The following is a 17,569-nucleotide window of genomic DNA, read 5'->3' as shown; positions in this document are numbered from 1 at the left end:
AAAAATAGACTTAAGAGCGTTATCTTAAAGCTACCTCTATCCCTTTAAAACAACCTAATGTAAATTAGGGTATGGTACTTACTAAGTCTTATGCTAGTACGTAATTCAAAGTTTTGCTAGAAATACTTTATATTTAACAGGGTGAAAACGAATAAAAATTTCAATTAAGGGTTATTTAGTTTGAAATTTGAGCGAATGGTTATCGTTTTATGATTTATTTTGTAAATGCTTTGTAATCAAAATCTGGGTGAATTATATCTTCGCGGATCATAACGTAACTTATTGAAATTATGTTTCGCACGGATTGCTAAATTTCAGTTATTCCAGATAATAAAAAACCCTACTGCCGTGAAGCAATAGGGTTAATGTCACGCTAGATTATGCAGGACAACTGTGATGCAAGACAACTACAGAACATGTACTGATGAGGTATTTGTTGTACCACTTTGTACTAATGCTCCGGATACCATCACGACGGCATCACCTTCAACCGCTAAACCACTTTCCAACGCTGCACGTTTTCCTTCACGATAGAAATCATCTGTGGATTCGAAAGGACCCACGATCATCGGAATAACGCCTTTCACTAACAGTAACTGGCGAGCAGTTTCTTCGTTAGTTGTCAGAGCCAGAATCGGTGCGGTAGGGAAGTATTTACGTACTGATTTTGCGGATTTACCACCATAAGTTGCGACAACGATTAATGGCACGTCCAGTTTTTCAGACATTTCAACGGCACCACGGCAGACAGCTTCAGTCACACGTAAGCGCTGGGTTGGTTTTTGATTTTCAATACGCGTTGGCATAACGCGGTCAGTACGTTCACAGATAGTTGCCATGATAGTCACAGCTTCAACTGGATACTTACCTTTCGCACTTTCTCCAGACAGCATAACAGCATCTGTACCGTCTAAGATGGCGTTTGCAACGTCACCAGCTTCTGCGCGGGTAGGGCGTGGGTTTTTGATCATTGAATCTAGCATTTGAGTCGCAGTGATAACGACTTTGCGAGCTTTAACACATTTTTCAATCATCATTTTTTGGGCGAAGATAACTTCTTCTACCGGGATTTCAACCCCTAAGTCACCACGAGCAACCATGATACCGTCAGAGGCTTCAAGAATTTCGTCGAAGTTATTTAAACCTTCTTGGTTTTCGATTTTAGAGATGATTTGAATATTCTCGCCACCGTGTTTTTTCAGGTGAGCGCGAATTTCTTCAACGTCTGAACGTTTACGGATAAATGAAGCGGCAACAAAGTCGACACCTTGTTGGCAACCGAAAACGAGGTCTTCTTTATCTTTTTCTGCCAGAGCAGGTAAGCCAATAGAAACGCCCGGTAAGTTAACACCTTTTTTCTCACCAAGATCGCCATTGTTTAATACTTGGCAAATGACTTCAGTTGCAGTGATGTTGGTTACGGTCATCCCGATTAAACCATCATCCACTAAAACGGTGTCACCCACTTTCAGGTCTTTGGTTAAGCCAGGGTAAGTGACTGCAACGCGTTCTTGGTTGCCGATAACGGAAGTATCTGTTGTGAAAGTGAAAGTTTGACCTGCAACGAGAGAAACATCATTGCCGCCTTCCAGTTTCATGGTGCGGATTTCTGGACCTTTAGTGTCCAGCAGAATAGCTGCTTGTTTACCGGTTTTTGCACAGACAGAGCGGAGGTTGTTGATACGTTGACCGTGTTCTTCATAGTCACCGTGGGAGAAGTTAAGGCGCATGACGTTCATGCCTGCATCCAATAACTGAGTTAATTTCTCTTCTGATTCGGTTTTTGGACCGATGGTACAAACAATTTTGGTTTTTTTCATGGCAGTCTATCTAATGGTTATAAAGGAAATCGGTATTGCCGCCGATGCTTAATGCGCAAGATAGTCTATGTTGCGCAACTCATTTATAAGAATAGGCGACAGTCTGGTATTCAAAATCTGGTTATTTAAAAAACGTCACTTTTTGACTCTTATTATAGTGTAGATGACATTTTTCATTAAAGCTAACATGCTGATTTGTCTTTGTTGAAACCTTTCAGCTTGTGGGATTATTATAAACAACATCAAACTGTGAGACAAATCAAATTTTGCTAAATTTGATGCAGAAGTAATTAAGATCAAACAACAGCGAGATTTTCAGTTGAAAGTGGGTTGCGCAACAAAATAAGGGAAAACAAAATCACAATCAAGATAAATATGATATTTGAAAAAAGCACTTTAATCAGGGTAAGTAGGGCTCAGGATAAATAATGATTCGGAATAAGTAGAATGGTGCGTCCGAGTAGACTCGAACTACCGACCCCCACCATGTCAAGGTGGTGCTCTAACCAACTGAGCTACGGACGCACTGAGATGAAGCTTTGGTTTGTCACTGATGACAAATTCAAATGGTGCGTCCGAGTAGACTCGAACTACCGACCCCCACCATGTCAAGGTGGTGCTCTAACCAACTGAGCTACGGACGCACTGAGGTGAAACTTTGTTTGTCGCTAGTGATGAATTTAAATGGTGCGTCCGAGTAGACTCGAACTACCGACCCCCACCATGTCAAGGTGGTGCTCTAACCAACTGAGCTACGGACGCATATCAATTATTACTGCTCTAACGACGGGGACGAATATTAACGTTCTGCTGTCAATCTGGCAAGGGGAAAATGTAATTTTGCGAGAGTTTGCTCGTATTTAAAACTATTCGCAGAAAAACATTTACCGCCTTACCATAAAATGCTGAAAATTACGCCAATTATCGCGTTGAACGTAATAAAACGACACTGTCAGGTTGGCGATGGATCCACAAAATTCGTGTTGCCATACCAATAGCCGCCGCGGTGAGCCCGATAATAAATCCTAACCAGAAACCTTTTGGCCCCATCGGTTCGGTAATGAAGTCGGTTAACGCCAAAACATAGCCAGACGGTAAACCTAGAATCCAATATGCTGTAAAGGTAATAAAGAAGATTGAGCGAGTATCTTTATACCCACGTAACACACCAGCACCAATGACTTGAATAGAATCTGAAAGCTGATAAAGCGCTGCATAGAGCATCAAGCTAGATGCTAAAACAACTACTTCAGGATTCTTGTTATACATCATGGCGATAGGTTCGCGGAACGTACTGGTAAAGATGGCCGTTAAGCAAGCTAAACTTAATCCTACCGCTAAACCAGTATAGGAAGAGACTTTTGCGGCATCGGTAGATTGACGTCCCAAGTTATAGCCAACTCGAATGGTGACAGCGATACCCATTGATAATGGGAACATAAACATCACAGAACTAAAGTTAAGCGCTACTTGGTGACCCGCGACCGCAACAACGCCTAAAGGAGCGACCAATAGGGCAACAACCGCAAACAGGGTAACCTCAAAAAACAGCGCTAATCCAATCGGTGTTCCGAGCACAATAATGCGTTTCAGGATATCTGGATTTGGTGCGCCTAATGGCTGAGCAGGGCGAATATCTCTCTGATTTGGTGCGTGTTTAACATACCATCTCATCATCAGGCACATTGCCCAATACACCGTTGCTGTCGCCACGCCGCAACCAACACCACCTAAGGCAGGTGCTCCAAAGTGACCATAAATGAAGATATAGTTCACTGGAATATTGACCATCAAGCCAAGAAAACCAATAACCATGCCAGGTTTGGTTTTTGATAACCCTTCACACTGGCTACGGTACACTTGATAAAATAGGTAACCTGGGGCTCCCCACATAATCGCGTGTAGGAAACGAACCGATTTATCGGCTAACTCTTGGTCAATATGAGGCATGTTGCTAATGATCAATTTACTGTTATATAACAGTAACATGATACTAACGCCTAAAATAAAGGCTAGCCACAAGCCTTGTTGAACTTGGTCGCCAATTAGGTTTCTGCGACCTGAACCGTTCATTTGAGCGATGATTGGCGTGAGCGCCATGAGAATACCTTGCCCTAATAAAATAGCAGGCAACCAAATAGAAAAACCAACAGCCACAGCTGACATTTCGATTTCGCTAACACTTCCCGCCATGATGGTGTCCACAAACCCCATGGCGGTTTGGGAAAATTGGGCAAAGAAGATAGGGATACCGAGAGCCAACAAGCTACGCGCTTCTGTAATATATTTCTGCACGCATACACCTTCACAATAAGTTTCGAATTAAAAAAAGAAAAAAGCGGAATGAAAATCTATGATTTACTAAAAAATCAGATAGTTAATGCTAACCCCTTATTCTATCTCTTTTATGTAACCAATCCAACATAGTTATAGATAAGAATAATAAAACAGCAGATTAGTATAGAAACCGTTTAAATGTTTTGTGATGGCAGCATAAATATAACCACTCAAATAAGATAGATCTCTGAAAATTCTTAGGTAAACTGAGTTCATTAATTCACTGCACTGAGAGTCATTATGTTTACAGGCATTGTTCAAGGAACCGCTCCAATTATCTCAATCACGGAAAGAGCTAATTTCCGTACTCATGTCATGAAATTCACGCCAGAATTATTAGTGGGTTTAGAAACCGGCGCATCCGTTGCGCATAACGGTTGCTGTTTAACGGTGACTAAAATTGAGGGGGAGAATGTTAGCTTTGATTTAATCAAAGAAACATTGCGCCTCACTAATTTAGGTGACTTAAAAGAAGGGGATGTGGTTAATATTGAACGTGCTGCGAAATATGGTGATGAAATTGGCGGACATGTGGTTTCGGGTCATATTGTAACCACTGCAGAAATTAGTAAGATTTTCACCTCTGAAGATAATCATCAAGTTTGGCTATCTATTTATGATAAAGCCTTGATGAAGTATATCTTGCATAAGGGATTTGTGGCGATTGATGGAATCAGCTTAACGGTCGGAGATGTTATCAACAACCGTTTCTGCGTGCATTTGATCCCAGAAACGTTGGCGAGAACAACACTGGGTAGCAAACGACTGGGTCATAAAGTCAACATTGAGATTGACCCACAAACTCAAGCTATTGTTGATACTGTTGAGCGTGTTTTGCATCAGAAAGAACAAGAAATGTTATTGAAGCAGAAACAAGAGAGTGATGACTCAGTAGATAGCGAAAAATCGTCAATCTAGTTTTGACCTGATAAGATTATAGCTCTATGCAGAGCTATAATCTGTTGAATCGGTAGGTAATAAATTCACCGGAATATTCTATTACTTCTCACTAAAATTGACCGAAAAAATGGCATTGTCACGTTCAATCGCGTCAACAAGTTGTTTGAAATGAGCGCTTTTTTGATACATTTCTAATGCTTGTGCATTTTCCCACTCTTCAAACACAATGTAGCCATTTTCTTTTGCCATCAGGTCATACTGCAAACATCCTTTTTCCATCCGGCTGCGTTTGGCAATTTCGCTAACGATTTTCTTCGTTAAATACCCGTCCTTTTTTTCGGTAGTGATTTGGGCATATACAACAATACTCATACCATTCTCCTTATGTACTCAGAACTATCTTAATGGAGACTTTGTTTTTGTATTGTAAAAAAGCGAATAATTTGACTTTAAAAACGCCGACGGTGTCATGGTAAAGTAACGCTTAAAATCGCGATAAAAGTGGGATTGATCATAATAACCCGTTTCAAACCAACGATAAGTATCTTGTTCCTTTACCATGGTTTTCATCACTTGCTCTAAGCGACAATTGATCTGGTACCGTTTTGGCGTGATCCCAAATTCTTTTAAAAACTCTTTTTGAACTAAGCGTGCGCTGTAGCCAATATCATCGGCAATTTCGGTAATTTTTTTATTTGGATTGCGATAAAGGGAATCGATAACTTGGTCAATAAAATGGTTTTTTTTTGTTGCTTTAGTGACATAAAAACACGAATTCAACTCTTTAAAAGAAGAATTGGCCAATGCTTTAAACCAGTTATCACTCCAAACTTGGCTAAGCGGAGTAGGGATATCCGTATAATTTAACGTGCGTTGGGGAAGTAAAAAACGTAGGGCATCGTGGCGAATACGTAGAACCATCACGCTGGCATTATTCGGGATAGCCGTAAATATATTGACTCTGGGGATGATTAACTGAAATGGATTGACGGATGTATGTTCGTGAGTCGACATACTGATATTTTCAGTCGAAACCCATATTTCAGCACCTGTGCCTGGGAAGATCTTAATAGCATCAGTAAATTTCTTGATAATCAAAACTGAACTAACAAATTCTTTTAATTCATCAGGAGGATAATACTGTTTCAGCATGGCTCTTCAAAACGTCATAATTGAATATGCTAATAATAGCGTGTTATAGGGAAAAAATTAACTCTATAAACGATATATTAACCAAATAACGTATTTATTAAAAATCAGTTCCGTTATTAATAATAGTAACGGAACTGATTTTTATGATGCCAAAAAATAACGTTAACTAACGATTAGTCATGCTGATATTCAGTGTGCTTAATCGCATTATTGGATTTGCTGGCACAACGCTGCATGAAATAGCCTATAATCATTGGGATTACAGTAAATGCCATCACACCAGTTGTAGCGAGTAAAGGGTCAAATGTAAGAGCAGACACTAATAAACTGGCTAAGAAACATAACCCTAACTGTAACGCATTTTGTAGTGCAGCAGCCTTACCACTAGCAGATGGGAACGTATTGAGGGCTTTGGCGACTGCAATTGGGTATGATGCTCCGTTCATTGCTGCCATAAAGCAAAATGGAACCAAAATCATGGTTAATGTTGGCTGCGTATAAATCGCCATCACAAAGAGAATAATCATACTAACGGCATAACCTGCTAGCAAGATTGGGAACAACGTTTCAGCGCGAACTTTAGCTAATACGAAGCGGCAGCCGTATCCCCCGACAATAAATGCCAGTGTTTGAGGAATATAACTCAGGCCGATATCCGCAGGGTTAAATCCCATATTGCGTAGAATAAACGGCGAACCCGTTAGCCATGCAAAAAAGCCAGCGCTACATGCTGCGTACACAAGTACGTTACCACTGAAAACAGGGGAGCTTAGCAAGGTAGCAAAGGAAACTTTGGTTTGTGGCTGGTTTTCTTCTGCGATGACTTTCGGTGCCACTTTTTTTAGCATCAAAGTCGGTAGCAGGAGTAAAACGCCCACCATCATCAGCACGATGAAGATAAATTCCCAGTTTTTGTGTTCAAGCACCCAGGCACCTAAAAGTGGCGCTAATGCAGGAGAAAGCGCCACTAAAGGCATAATAGAGGCAAATACTTTTTGGGTATCAGCTTCGTTATAGCGGTCGATAACGAGGGCCTGCCATAAAACCGCAGCAGAACAAACGCCAACAGCCTGCAAGAATCGAAGGATTAATAACTGAGTGGCATCGGTGACCCAAATCATTGCTAGACAGCTAATAATGAACAGCGAAAGCCCAACAATGAGGATAGGTTTGCGTCCTAATTTATCTGAAAGGGGTCCCCATAATAGCTGGGCAAACGCGAAGCCCGCTAGAAAGATACTTAATGATGCGCTGATAGCGCCTTCAGTCGTATTTAAGGTTGTTTGCATTGAACCAAAGGCAGGCAGATACATATCGATGGCTAAAAACCCCAGCATGCTTAGGCCAGCAAGATAAATCAAAAATCCAGAGGAGTTTTTTGTCGCAGTATTTGTCATAGTTTTTGCTTAATCTATATTTAAAATAATGTTGATAGTTATCTTATTGTATAGGCTATTTTTTTACGTTGTGAAACGGTAATATTTGGACTCTGCTATCAAATAATTTGAAAGGAAAGAAAATGTGGTCAGCTCATGCACTTGAAGTCATAGACGCAGTTGCTCGAACGGGAAGCTTTAGTGGTGCTGCGGATGAGCTGCATCGAGTCCCTTCAGCGATCAGCTACACAGTAAAACAAGTCGAAGAATGGTTAGCAGTTCCGCTATTCGAACGTCGTCACCGTGATGTGGTATTGACGGAAGCCGGGGCTATCTTTATTAAAGAAAGTCGAAGTGTTATCAAAAAAATGATTGATACTCGACATCAATGCCAACAAGTCGCCAATGGATGGCGCGGACAGTTCAGTATTGCTGTTGATTGCATCGTAAAACCGCAGCGTACGGAACAGCTGATTTTGGATTTTTATCGTCATTTCCCTGATATTGAACTGTATATCCACCCTGAAGTGTTTAATGGAGTTTGGGGTGCTTTAGCCGATGGACGTGTGGATGTTGCGATTGGAGCGACCCGTGCTTCACCAATTGGAGAGCGCTATAGCTTCCGTGATATGGGCTTTATGTCATGGCGTTGTGTTGCGAGCCCCGATCACCCATTAGCAAAAATTCAGGGCAAACTGACAGATGATCAAATGCGTGAATATCCAAGTTTGTGCTTAGAAGATACCTCAAGAAGCTTACCGAAAAGAGATACTTGGGCGCTGGATAACCAACGTCGCTTAGTTGTGCCTTACTGGGAAAGTGGTTTAGCGTGTTTGGAAAATGGCCTGTGTGTGGGAATGGTTCCTGAGCACCGTGCAGCGCCATTGTGTGCAGAAGGCAAGCTTGTTGAGCTGAAATTAGCACAGCCGTTTCCTGAAAGCCCTTGCTGCTTAACGTGGGTTGAGAATGATACATCTCCAGCGTTGAGATGGCTTCTTGACTATCTTGGTGATAGCGAAACGCTCAACGCGGAGTGGTTTGCGAGCTGATGTGCTGAGGTAGACTTAGCGGCGATAATCAATAAATGGACCGTCAGCCACGGAACGGCGCTCAACTAAACGCGGATGAACTTCAATCGTTTGCGCATCTTCGCGTTTATTCACAATACGATCGAGCAACATCGCAAACGCCATTTGACCTAAACGCTCTTTTGGCTGGTGGATTGTGGTTAATGCAGGCGTGAAATAGCGTGCATTACGCACGTTATCATAACCAATAATGGAAATATCTTGAGGGACACGTAATCCCATCTCGTCAGCCGCACAGATTGCCCCCATCGCCATGATGTCTCCACCACAGAAGACTGCCGTTGGGCGGTGCTTGTTACTGAGGATCTGCATCATCGCTTTATAGCCTGATTCTGGCTCGAAATCCCCTTGAACAATCCATTCATCTTTTAATGTGACTTTGGCTTCTTCCATGGCTTTTTTGAAGCCGGTTAAACGCCCAATACCTGTATTTCTTTCGAGAGAGCCAGGGATCACGCCAATTTCACGGTGACCACGGTCAATAAGGTAACGACCCGCTAAGTAACCACCGTGGAAAGAGTTATCAATAATACTGTCAGTGAAATCCCCGCGAGAGGTACCCCAGTCCATGACGACCATTGGGATATTTCGGTAATCTTCCAACATACCTATCAAGGTGTCAGGGTATTCTGAACACATCACAAGTAGCCCATCGACACGTTTTTGTGCCAACATTTGCAAGTACGCTTTTTGCTTACCTAAGTTATTGTGAGAGTTACATAAAATTAGAGTATAGCCTTTCTCATAGCAACTATTCTCGACAGACTCGATCACTTCTGCGAAATAGGGGGCTTCACTTGATGTTGCCAACAGACCAATTGATTTGGTGTGGTTGACTTTTAAACTACGCGCAACCGCACTCGGAGAATAATTGAGCTCTTTGATGGCGGCCCAAACGGCTGTTTTTGTATCATCAGCGACAAAACGCGTCTTGTTGATAACATGGGAGACGGTTGTGGTAGAGACGCCCGCACGTTTCGCCACATCTTTAATTGTTGCCATGAGAAGAAAAAACTCCTAACCAAAACTTGGTCTCTAAAATAATTCTAGTTAAATAATTACCTGCATATTGATGCATAGTACCTTTGCTGGCAATAATTTAGCGATTTGTTGTCGATTTTGTCTGATCTAGCGCAAAAACGAAAGAAATAATTGATGTTATAACATGTGATATAGACACTGGTTTTACGTTTTTGTGCATGTATACTGAAATAACCTTTTTATTTTATGGTTATTTGATAATTCAATTTCTTTATATGAGAGGGTCTCATGGATACAGATTTTAAATATGGATTGCTAGCTGCGTTTGGCTCTTTAGCTGTAATTATTTTGTTTGCTGTGCACATTTTCTGATTTCATTTCCATCCTATCTACTAAGGATGAGAAATAATTAAGGGCGAGTATTATACTCGCCCTTAGTCATTTTAGATCTGAACTAAAATTAAGCCAGATTTTCTTCAACAAATTTCCAGTTAACTAACGCCCAGAAGTTTTCTAAGTATTTTGGACGTGCGTTACGGTAGTCGATGTAGTATGCGTGTTCCCAGATATCAACAGTCAGAACTGGCTTATCGTCACCAGAAATTGGTGTTGCCGCGTTAGACGTGTTAACGATAGCCAGGCTGCCATCTGCTTTTTTCACTAACCAAGTCCAACCTGCACCGAAGTTTTTAACTGCGGCATCAGTGAATTGCTCTTTGAACTGAGCAAATGAACCGAATGCTTTGTTGATAGCTTCTGCAACTTTACCGGTTGGCTCGCCACCTGCATTTGGAGCCAAGCAGTGCCAGTAGAAAGTGTGGTTCCAAACTTGAGCCGCGTTATTGAATACGCCAGCTTCAGAAGTTTTAATGATTTCTTCTAAAGACAGACCTTCAAATTTAGTGCCTTTGATCAGGTTATTCAGGTTAACAACATAAGTGTTGTGGTGCTTACCGTAGTGGTATTCTAAGGTTTCAGCAGAGATATGAGGTTCTAAAGCATCTTTAGCATAAGGTAGAGCTGGTAATTCAAAAGACATTGCGTACTCCTTGATTGCTTTTATTCAGTGTTTAGGGTGTTTGCTCGTAAAATGAGCGAAATTAAATGTACTTCTATTAATTAATCTACTTCTAGTGTAGTGACGTCGAGCCGTGGTGAGCTATTGCGCCGCATTGTAAGTCATGATTTATCATAACAGAATACAGGTTACAGTAAGAAAAAACCTGTTCCATGATGCTATTTATGCCTTAATTGTTAGTAAGTTGCATAATAATTATTCCACTGCGTGTCGTTATTGTCATTGAAGAGCAGGGAAATACATCAAGTGTTATTAATTTGCTAATATATTAACAAATAACTCTCATGATTACACAGCAAAAACACCCAGAGTGAATTTTTTATAGTAAAAAGAAAACGTTGCTATTTGCTTTTCACCTTTTGAGTACAGCAAATAGGAGTGCTATAGTATTCACCTTATAAAACTGGCATATTGTATGAAACAATCACGGAACAATTTGCGATGTTTTGACTATGCCGGCGATTACACCGGTCAATGTGTTCTGTCTAATGAGTTGCCTTGCAAATGATTCAAAGTGGCTCAGTGACTGCAAAATCAGCACCCACGTTTTAGGATATAAAATGACAACTATCGAAAAAATTGAGCGCCAAGTTAAAGAAAATCCAATCTTATTATACATGAAAGGCTCTCCAAAACTGCCTAGCTGCGGTTTTTCTGCTCAAGCTGTTCAAGCTCTGTCTTCTTGCGGTGAGCGTTTTGCTTACGTTGATATTTTACAAAACCCAGATATTCGTGCAGAGCTACCAAAATATGCTAATTGGCCAACATTCCCACAGTTATGGGTTGATGGTGAGTTAGTTGGCGGTTGTGACATTATCGTTGAGATGTTCCAACGCGGCGAATTACAAGCTCTGATCAAAGAAACTGCAGACAAATACCGTCCAGCAGATGAAACCATCACTGAGTAATTAAATGGTTGAATAGGCTTTAATGCTTATATTGATGAAAACCGTATTAGCCTAAAACTAATACGGTTTTTTTGTTTTTAGGGGGCGAGGTTATTGAGGCTCACTAGGTAGTGGCCATCCACCTAATTTTTTCCATTTATTGACTAACTCGCAAAATAATAGCGCGGTACGGTTAGTATCGTATAGGGCACCGTGGGCTTGCTTGCCATCAAATGGAATACCTGCGGTGACACAAGCTTTTGCAAGAATGGTTTGTCCAAAAACTAATCCACTCAGTGCGGCGGTATCAAAGGTTGCGAAGGGATGAAATGGGTTACGTTTTAACCCAGAGCGTTCTGCCGCATTCATAACAAAGCTGTGATCAAAATTTGCGTTATGAGCCACCATGATCGCGCGATTGCAATCGGTATTCTTCATACCTTTTCGAATTGTTTTAAAAATGGCATGTAATGCTTCATATTCACTCACTGCACCACGTAGGGGGTTCGTGGGGTCAATGCCTGTGAACTCCAGTGCAGAGGGCTCCAAATTCGCACCTTCAAATGGTTCTACATGAAAATGCAGCGTTTCATCAATGGCTAGCCAGCCATCTTTGTCCATTTTGAGTGTAATGGCCGCTATCTCTAATAGACCATCAGTTTTAGGGTTGAACCCACCAGTTTCAACATCTATAACGACAGGGTAGTAACCCCGGAAGCGGTTAACCAGTGAGTTAGGGTTATTTTTTTCAGACATTAGGCTTTCAATTTACAGTTTCTGGTTGGCTTTCATTATGCCAAAGGGAATGCATTTTTGCAGGTAGATACTGAAGATATTTTAGGTGATGGTTATCACCACCTAAAATATAAAATGTATGTGAGGGATTAATTTCCTAATCCTTTGCTCGCACTTTTATTTTCGATGAGCTCAATTTTATAGCCATCTGGATCTTCAACAAATGCAATAACGGTTGTACCACCTTTGACTGGACCAGCTTCACGAGTGATATTTCCACCTGCTTGACGAATGTCTTCACAGGTTTTAGCAACATTATCAACACCTAATGCAATATGACCATAAGCATTACCTAAGTCATATTCTGTTACGCCCCAGTTATAAGTTAACTCGATAACAGCACCTTCACTTTCATCGCTGTAACCGACAAACGCTAAAGAATATTTGTATTCTGTATTTTCGCTCGTGCGCAGTAAGCGCATACCTAATACTTTGGTATAAAAATCAACGGAGCGTTGCATGTCGGTAACACGGAGCATGGTATGTAGTAAGCGCATAATAGTAGTTTCCCTATAAATTCTTCAGGCAATAATGCTTAAAGTCGAATCGATTTATCTATTAATATAACGTGGCAATATGACTAAATACAGCGATTGAGGTTTATTTTTTAGTCATATCATGGCTATACTCAATTCGAGGGAGTATATCATAATTTTATGTTTATATTACGGGTGGTTAACGATGGCAGAACAACTTGAGTTTTTTGATATTCCAAGCCCTTGCCGTGGGATATGCCAGACCAACGAGCAGGGATATTGCCGTGGTTGTTATCGAACCCGAGATGAACGTTTTGGTTGGTTGCAGCTAACTAACGCAGAAAAACGTCATGTCATCCGTTTATGTCGCCAGCGATTTTTAAGATTAAATAATAAGAAAGTGGCTCAAGAAGAGATGAATGATCCTCAACAACCTCTATTTTGATTGATAATCAAACTATTAAAAATAAGATAATTCAATCAAAAATTAATTCATTTAGATTAATTCCAATAGTTACATTTCAATAAAATTTTATTTATTCAAAATGATGATGAAGTTCATTTAAATCAACTGTAAATGACATAATTTTAAGAATAACTATATTACTTTGTTTTTTAAGGGTTTATTTGATATTGCATTTTTTATTGTTAGTTGTAATTACTATAAGGGTTAAAATAGATAGATTCGAAAGAAGAGTAAGGCTATTCTTATTAATAAGATAATTGATAGGTTGTCTTATTAAGTGATTATATTGTTTTTATATGAAAAATCATGGAGGAAAGTAAGATGTATATCACTCAATGATTTATTGATGCTCACTATATATAGGTATTTATGAGGTATTGGCTCAATAAAAGGTTGTAAAGATAAAAGGGAGTTAATATATAATTCAAAAAATAATATGTATTTGGTATATTTTTTAGACATTATAATTATATAAAGGAGGGTAAATTGGAATCTCAAATTGGAACTGAATTATCTCGTGTAGTCCGTATGTGGCGAGCATTGATTGACTATCGCCTCAAACCACTTAAACTCACGCAAACACATTGGGTAACACTGCATAATATTAGCCAGTTACCGCCCGAGCAGTCGCAGATTCAATTGGCAAAGGCAATTGGTATTGAGCAACCTTCCTTGGTCAGAACATTAGATCAATTAGAAGAAAAAAGGCTCATTTCTCGTCATACATGTGCGAATGACCGACGTGCTAAGAGAATCAAACTCACAGAGGAATCGGAGCCTTTCATCAAAACGGTTGATCAAGTGATTAATAATACTCGGACAGAAATTTTAAGTAATATTAGTCATGATGAACTAAGTCAGTTATCTTTATTACTGCTAAGATTGGAGAAAAATATTCTACGCTTACAGAATGATTCATAGACTAATAATTGTATTTTATAATTGATTTTTCATTCTATGAATGTAATTCGCATAAATATATATTAATCTAATAATTATAGCCACCATTCACATAATATGTACTTTTATCTAGTTACATGGTTTTATTATGTGAGGCGGCTTTGTATTTCACTACTATGAGTTAATTTTTAGATATATGGGATATTAGGGTGTAGAAATATGAATAAAAAATGTGGCTCAAGAAAGATAGAGAATTCAAATTGTATAAATTACATTTTACTTGAATGATATCAATCACAAAAATTTAATAAATTCCCGCAATGGAACTCATAGACAAAAAGATAGTAAAGAGCTCAGATTCGATAAAAAGCATTATTAATAAGCTAAAAAGTAAAACGCTAATTATGATTTAAATAAAAAATGCGTTCATCGATTAATTAGTCGGTGAACGCATTTTATCTTGAACTTATGTCAAATTATCGAGGTGACACAGTCACTGTATTTCCACTGTTTGCGATCATAACACGCTGACCTACACGGAAAGCGGCAGGATCTTGTTTCTGAACCACAACAATGTTTTTACCACTGTCTAAACGGATTTCAAGCTGCACACCTTGGCTTTTATTTAGGGCACCTTGTGCTTGTTGACCCGCTAAACCACCCGCGATTGCACCAGCTGCTGTTGCTAGCGTTTTACCAGTACCGCCACCGACGGTATTGCCTAATAGACCACCGATAACTGCACCACCAATTGCTCCAATTACGTTACCATCTTCACCCGCTTGAATGGTAACTGGGCGTGCATTGAGTACGGTACCATAAGTCACAGTTTGGACTTGTTTAGCATCTTGAGCTGAAATAGTATCACCAGAAAGCGTACTTGTATTGACACAGCCAGATAACGCAACAACCGCAGCAACACCTACAAAAACTTTCTTAAGCATAATAACTCCTATGAGACTTGCTGTTCGTGGCAGTAACGTAGCATCGAAGATTTGTTCTTACCATAAGCACAACAACATCAAAAATTTGTTTTAGATAACAGAGCCTAGACTACTAATTTTGAATTAAATAATTCATCAACACTAGGTAAAATATCTCAAATTCCACCCAAAATCCCAATTCAAGGCACCCTTTGCTAAAGAATCATCTATTTTTTGACTATTTTAGAACATCAATTTATGGCAAAGGCTAAATAGGGGATTTTCACCTGTAATAAAAACTACTCACCTTAAGGTGTAGCAGATAATTACAGAATGAACCATTATAAATCAAATTTAAAAAAATGAGAGATAGCAAAGTGACTCATTGTTGCTATTTTGCTCACTATTTTCATCTCTTCTATCAATTATTTATTATTCCTGCGAAGCGCTACGAGAAATTGAATCGATCAGTTGACAAATTTTTCTCTAAAAGCACAATCTTTCCTAGTTTATCTCATCGAGTGAATAGACACGTTAAAGGGAATAATGATGATTAAATCGGGTCGCTATATCGGTGTTATGTCAGGAACCAGCCTAGATGGTGTTGATGTCGTATTAGCTGCAATTAATGATAAGTTTGTTGCAGAGCAAGCTAGCTTGAGCGCCGCATTTCCGATTGAGCTGAAAAAGCGCATTCTCAATATTTGCCAAGGGCAAGAAACAACACTTTCTGAATTGGGAAAAATAGACAGAGAACTTGGCACAATATATGCCGATGCCATTAATCAGCTGCTTCATCAAACGGGTCTATCTCCCGAAGATATTATTGCGATTGGTTGTCACGGGCAAACGGTTTGGCATGAACCTGATAGTGAAACACCATTTACTATGCAGATTGGTGATAACAATCGCATAGCGGCATTAACGGGAATAACGACTGTGGGGGATTTTCGCCGCAGAGACATGGCTTATGGTGGACAAGGTGCTCCGCTAGTTCCTGCATTTCATTTAGCCGTATTAGGGCATCCGACTGAAAAACGTATAGTGCTTAACATTGGCGGGATTGCTAATGTTACTGCATTGCTGCCAAATGCATATGTAAAAGGCTATGACACAGGGCCTGGTAATATGTTAATGGACACTTGGGTCTGGCGTAACAAGCAACAAGCGTATGATAAAGATGGTGAATGGGCAAAAACGGGAACGGTGAATCAGGCATTATTAAATGCGATGCTTAATGATAGCTATTTTAAACGTTCAGCTCCTAAAAGTACTGGGCGTGAATATTTTAATATGCAATGGCTAGAGCAGCATTTGGCGCATTTTAAATTGCTATCTCCTGAAGACGTTCAAGCAACATTGTGTGAATTGACTGCCGTATCTATAGTGGATCAAGTTAAGTTATGTGGTGGCTGCGAGCGATTAATTGTTTGTGGCGGCGGCGCTCAAAATAAATTCTTAATGTTGCGATTAGCAACATTACTGCCGGGGATTGAAGTCGCGCCAAGTGATAAATATGGGCTGAGTGGTGATGATATGGAAGCACTGGCATTTGCTTGGCTTGCCGCTCGCACAGTTTCAGGCTTATCAGGTAGCCTTGCATCAGTAACGGGCGCAAGCAGAGACAGTATATTAGGTGCGATATACCCCGCGAATGTTGATATAAAATAACCGCTTGAAAGGACAGTAAAATGAACGAACTTGAAGAGATCGATCTTGCTGCGGTACGACGTGAATATACAAAAGGTGGATTGAGACGCAAAGATTTAACGCCAGATCCTATTCCATTGTTTGAGCGCTGGTTAAAGCAAGCCTGTGAAGCGCGATTAACTGACCCGACAGCAATGTGTGTGGCAACAGTTGATGAAACAGGGCAGCCTTATCAACGGATCGTATTATTAAAGCACTTCGATGAAAACGGATTAGTCTTTTATACCAATTTGGGAAGCCGTAAAGCACAGCATTTAGAGCATAACAATAAAATCAGTTTGCATTTTCCATGGTATCAATTGGAACGCCAAGTTCATTTTACAGGTGTTGCTGAGCGTTTAAGCCCGATTGAAGTACTGAAATATTTCCATAGCCGCCCAAAAGATAGCCAAATCGCCGCTTGGGCATCAGCTCAATCTTCACGGATTTCGGCGCGTGGAATCTTAGAAGGGAAATTTTTAGAGCTTAAGCAGAAATTTCAAAATGGTGAGGTTCCATTACCGAGTTTTTGGGGGGGCTATCGCGTTGTTTTTAACAGTGTCGAATTTTGGCAAGGTGGCGCTCACCGCCTGCATGACCGCTTTCTATACCAAAGAGAAGCGGATGGCTGGGTAATTGACCGATTAGCCCCGTAATAAATGGTTTTTTAGCTGGCGCTTAATTGATATGCGCTTTATGCT

18 protein-coding genes and 3 tRNA genes are annotated in these 17,569 nt (G+C 40.1%); 8 read left to right on the top strand and 13 right to left on the bottom strand.

What is annotated here, in order from left to right; all coding sequences use genetic code 11:
- Positions 1-407 precede the first annotated feature (407 nt).
- The 5 genes from pykF to GKR61_RS16490 all read right to left on the bottom strand — a co-directional run bounded on the left by pykF (position 408) and on the right by GKR61_RS16490 (position 4,115).
- Positions 408-1,820, bottom strand: a complete 1,413-nt coding sequence (gene pykF / locus GKR61_RS16510; RefSeq protein ID WP_036950412.1) for a pyruvate kinase PykF — start codon at positions 1,818-1,820, stop codon at positions 408-410.
- A gap of 448 nt (positions 1,821-2,268) precedes the next feature.
- Positions 2,269-2,345, bottom strand: a tRNA-Val gene (locus tag GKR61_RS16505).
- A 42-nt stretch (positions 2,346-2,387) separates the two neighbouring features.
- Positions 2,388-2,464, bottom strand: a tRNA-Val gene (locus tag GKR61_RS16500).
- Between the two features lie 41 nt (positions 2,465-2,505).
- A tRNA-Val gene (locus GKR61_RS16495) sits at positions 2,506-2,582 on the bottom strand.
- Positions 2,583-2,741: 159 nt separating this feature from the next.
- Positions 2,742-4,115: an MATE family efflux transporter gene (locus tag GKR61_RS16490; RefSeq protein ID WP_036953546.1), complete on the bottom strand. Its 1,374-nt coding sequence runs from the start codon at positions 4,113-4,115 to the stop codon at positions 2,742-2,744.
- 282 nt (positions 4,116-4,397) lie between these two features.
- Between GKR61_RS16490 and GKR61_RS16485 the strand changes: the two genes are divergently transcribed.
- A complete protein-coding gene (locus GKR61_RS16485) occupies positions 4,398-5,075 on the top strand; it encodes a riboflavin synthase subunit alpha (protein WP_154599989.1) in 678 nt (225 codons plus the stop codon).
- Positions 5,076-5,156: 81 nt separating this feature from the next.
- Here GKR61_RS16485 and GKR61_RS16480 read toward each other — a convergent pair whose 3' ends face one another.
- The 3 genes from GKR61_RS16480 to punC all read right to left on the bottom strand — a co-directional run bounded on the left by GKR61_RS16480 (position 5,157) and on the right by punC (position 7,606).
- Positions 5,157-5,429 (bottom strand): putative quinol monooxygenase, encoded by a 273-nt coding sequence (locus tag GKR61_RS16480; RefSeq protein WP_036953541.1) that lies wholly within the window; start codon positions 5,427-5,429, stop codon positions 5,157-5,159.
- 24 nt (positions 5,430-5,453) lie between these two features.
- The gene (locus tag GKR61_RS16475) at positions 5,454-6,209 is read right to left on the bottom strand and encodes a helix-turn-helix transcriptional regulator (protein WP_036953538.1); all 756 of its coding nucleotides are present in this window, start codon (positions 6,207-6,209) and stop codon (positions 5,454-5,456) included.
- Between the two features lie 173 nt (positions 6,210-6,382).
- Complete coding sequence (gene punC / locus GKR61_RS16470; protein WP_036953535.1) at positions 6,383-7,606, bottom strand: purine nucleoside transporter PunC; 1,224 nt, start codon at positions 7,604-7,606, stop codon at positions 6,383-6,385.
- A 122-nt stretch (positions 7,607-7,728) separates the two neighbouring features.
- Between punC and punR the strand changes: the two genes are divergently transcribed.
- Positions 7,729-8,634, top strand: coding sequence for a DNA-binding transcriptional activator PunR (gene punR, locus GKR61_RS16465; protein WP_154639908.1), 906 nt, complete (start codon positions 7,729-7,731; stop codon positions 8,632-8,634).
- Positions 8,635-8,649: 15 nt separating this feature from the next.
- Here punR and purR read toward each other — a convergent pair whose 3' ends face one another.
- On the bottom strand, positions 8,650-9,675 hold the full coding sequence (gene purR / locus GKR61_RS16460) for an HTH-type transcriptional repressor PurR (protein ID WP_006660078.1): 1,026 nt from the start codon (positions 9,673-9,675) through the stop codon (positions 8,650-8,652).
- 267 nt (positions 9,676-9,942) lie between these two features.
- Here purR and cydH point away from each other — a divergent pair, with 267 nt between their 5' ends.
- Positions 9,943-10,026, top strand: a complete 84-nt coding sequence (gene cydH / locus GKR61_RS18060) for a cytochrome bd-I oxidase subunit CydH (protein ID WP_108479009.1) — start codon at positions 9,943-9,945, stop codon at positions 10,024-10,026.
- Between the two features lie 88 nt (positions 10,027-10,114).
- Here cydH and sodB read toward each other — a convergent pair whose 3' ends face one another.
- On the bottom strand, positions 10,115-10,693 hold the full coding sequence (gene sodB, locus GKR61_RS16450; RefSeq protein ID WP_036953529.1) for a superoxide dismutase [Fe]: 579 nt from the start codon (positions 10,691-10,693) through the stop codon (positions 10,115-10,117).
- Between the two features lie 599 nt (positions 10,694-11,292).
- Between sodB and GKR61_RS16445 the strand changes: the two genes are divergently transcribed.
- Entirely contained in the window at positions 11,293-11,640 is a 348-nt protein-coding gene (locus tag GKR61_RS16445; protein WP_036953526.1) for a Grx4 family monothiol glutaredoxin, read from the top strand.
- Between the two features lie 90 nt (positions 11,641-11,730).
- Here GKR61_RS16445 and rnt read toward each other — a convergent pair whose 3' ends face one another.
- Both rnt and gloA read right to left on the bottom strand, forming a co-directional pair.
- The gene (gene rnt / locus GKR61_RS16440) at positions 11,731-12,375 is read right to left on the bottom strand and encodes a ribonuclease T (RefSeq protein ID WP_036953524.1); all 645 of its coding nucleotides are present in this window, start codon (positions 12,373-12,375) and stop codon (positions 11,731-11,733) included.
- A gap of 128 nt (positions 12,376-12,503) precedes the next feature.
- On the bottom strand, positions 12,504-12,911 hold the full coding sequence (gene gloA / locus GKR61_RS16435; protein ID WP_036953521.1) for a lactoylglutathione lyase: 408 nt from the start codon (positions 12,909-12,911) through the stop codon (positions 12,504-12,506).
- A gap of 184 nt (positions 12,912-13,095) precedes the next feature.
- On the opposite strand from gloA, the gene GKR61_RS16430 reads away from it, so the two are divergent.
- Positions 13,096-13,335, top strand: coding sequence for a DUF1289 domain-containing protein (locus GKR61_RS16430; protein ID WP_036953518.1), 240 nt, complete (start codon positions 13,096-13,098; stop codon positions 13,333-13,335).
- Positions 13,336-13,842: 507 nt separating this feature from the next.
- Positions 13,843-14,277, top strand: coding sequence for a transcriptional regulator SlyA (gene slyA / locus GKR61_RS16425; protein WP_036953515.1), 435 nt, complete (start codon positions 13,843-13,845; stop codon positions 14,275-14,277).
- Between the two features lie 455 nt (positions 14,278-14,732).
- On the opposite strand, the gene GKR61_RS16420 is transcribed toward slyA, so the two are convergent.
- A complete protein-coding gene (locus GKR61_RS16420; RefSeq protein ID WP_036953512.1) occupies positions 14,733-15,200 on the bottom strand; it encodes a glycine zipper 2TM domain-containing protein in 468 nt (155 codons plus the stop codon).
- Between the two features lie 525 nt (positions 15,201-15,725).
- Here GKR61_RS16420 and anmK point away from each other — a divergent pair.
- Both anmK and pdxH read left to right on the top strand, forming a co-directional pair.
- Positions 15,726-16,850 carry an anhydro-N-acetylmuramic acid kinase gene (gene anmK, locus GKR61_RS16415; protein WP_230082496.1) on the top strand — a complete coding sequence of 375 codons (1,125 nt, stop codon included), beginning with the start codon at positions 15,726-15,728 and terminating at the stop codon, positions 16,848-16,850.
- A 20-nt stretch (positions 16,851-16,870) separates the two neighbouring features.
- Positions 16,871-17,524: a pyridoxamine 5'-phosphate oxidase gene (gene pdxH / locus GKR61_RS16410; RefSeq protein ID WP_036953508.1), complete on the top strand. Its 654-nt coding sequence runs from the start codon at positions 16,871-16,873 to the stop codon at positions 17,522-17,524.
- Positions 17,525-17,569 lie beyond the last annotated feature (45 nt).

It is taken from the genome of Providencia sp. wls1916 (assembly GCF_009706585.1).
In the GTDB taxonomy this organism is placed as follows: Bacteria; Pseudomonadota; Gammaproteobacteria; order Enterobacterales; family Enterobacteriaceae; genus Providencia; species Providencia lanzhouensis.
This window is presented reverse-complemented; position numbering and strand designations above follow the sequence as displayed.

Bases quoted from the DNA above. Each gene is read 5' to 3' on its own strand.
- pykF (WP_036950412.1), bottom strand. From the start codon at position 1,820: ATGAAAAAAACCAAAATTGTTTGTACCATCGGTCCAAAAACCGAATCA.
- GKR61_RS16485 (WP_154599989.1), top strand. From the start codon at position 4,398: ATGTTTACAGGCATTGTTCAAGGAACCGCTCCAATTATCTCAATCACG.
- GKR61_RS16480 (WP_036953541.1), bottom strand. From the start codon at position 5,429: ATGAGTATTGTTGTATATGCCCAAATCACTACCGAAAAAAAGGACGGG.
- GKR61_RS16475 (WP_036953538.1), bottom strand. From the start codon at position 6,209: ATGCTGAAACAGTATTATCCTCCTGATGAATTAAAAGAATTTGTTAGT.
- punC (WP_036953535.1), bottom strand. From the start codon at position 7,606: ATGACAAATACTGCGACAAAAAACTCCTCTGGATTTTTGATTTATCTT.
- punR (WP_154639908.1), top strand. From the start codon at position 7,729: ATGTGGTCAGCTCATGCACTTGAAGTCATAGACGCAGTTGCTCGAACG.
- purR (WP_006660078.1), bottom strand. From the start codon at position 9,675: ATGGCAACAATTAAAGATGTGGCGAAACGTGCGGGCGTCTCTACCACA.
- cydH (WP_108479009.1), top strand. From the start codon at position 9,943: ATGGATACAGATTTTAAATATGGATTGCTAGCTGCGTTTGGCTCTTTA.
- sodB (WP_036953529.1), bottom strand. From the start codon at position 10,693: ATGTCTTTTGAATTACCAGCTCTACCTTATGCTAAAGATGCTTTAGAA.
- GKR61_RS16445 (WP_036953526.1), top strand. From the start codon at position 11,293: ATGACAACTATCGAAAAAATTGAGCGCCAAGTTAAAGAAAATCCAATC.
- rnt (WP_036953524.1), bottom strand. From the start codon at position 12,375: ATGTCTGAAAAAAATAACCCTAACTCACTGGTTAACCGCTTCCGGGGT.
- gloA (WP_036953521.1), bottom strand. From the start codon at position 12,911: ATGCGCTTACTACATACCATGCTCCGTGTTACCGACATGCAACGCTCC.
- GKR61_RS16430 (WP_036953518.1), top strand. From the start codon at position 13,096: ATGGCAGAACAACTTGAGTTTTTTGATATTCCAAGCCCTTGCCGTGGG.
- GKR61_RS16420 (WP_036953512.1), bottom strand. From the start codon at position 15,200: ATGCTTAAGAAAGTTTTTGTAGGTGTTGCTGCGGTTGTTGCGTTATCT.
- anmK (WP_230082496.1), top strand. From the start codon at position 15,726: ATGATGATTAAATCGGGTCGCTATATCGGTGTTATGTCAGGAACCAGC.
- pdxH (WP_036953508.1), top strand. From the start codon at position 16,871: ATGAACGAACTTGAAGAGATCGATCTTGCTGCGGTACGACGTGAATAT.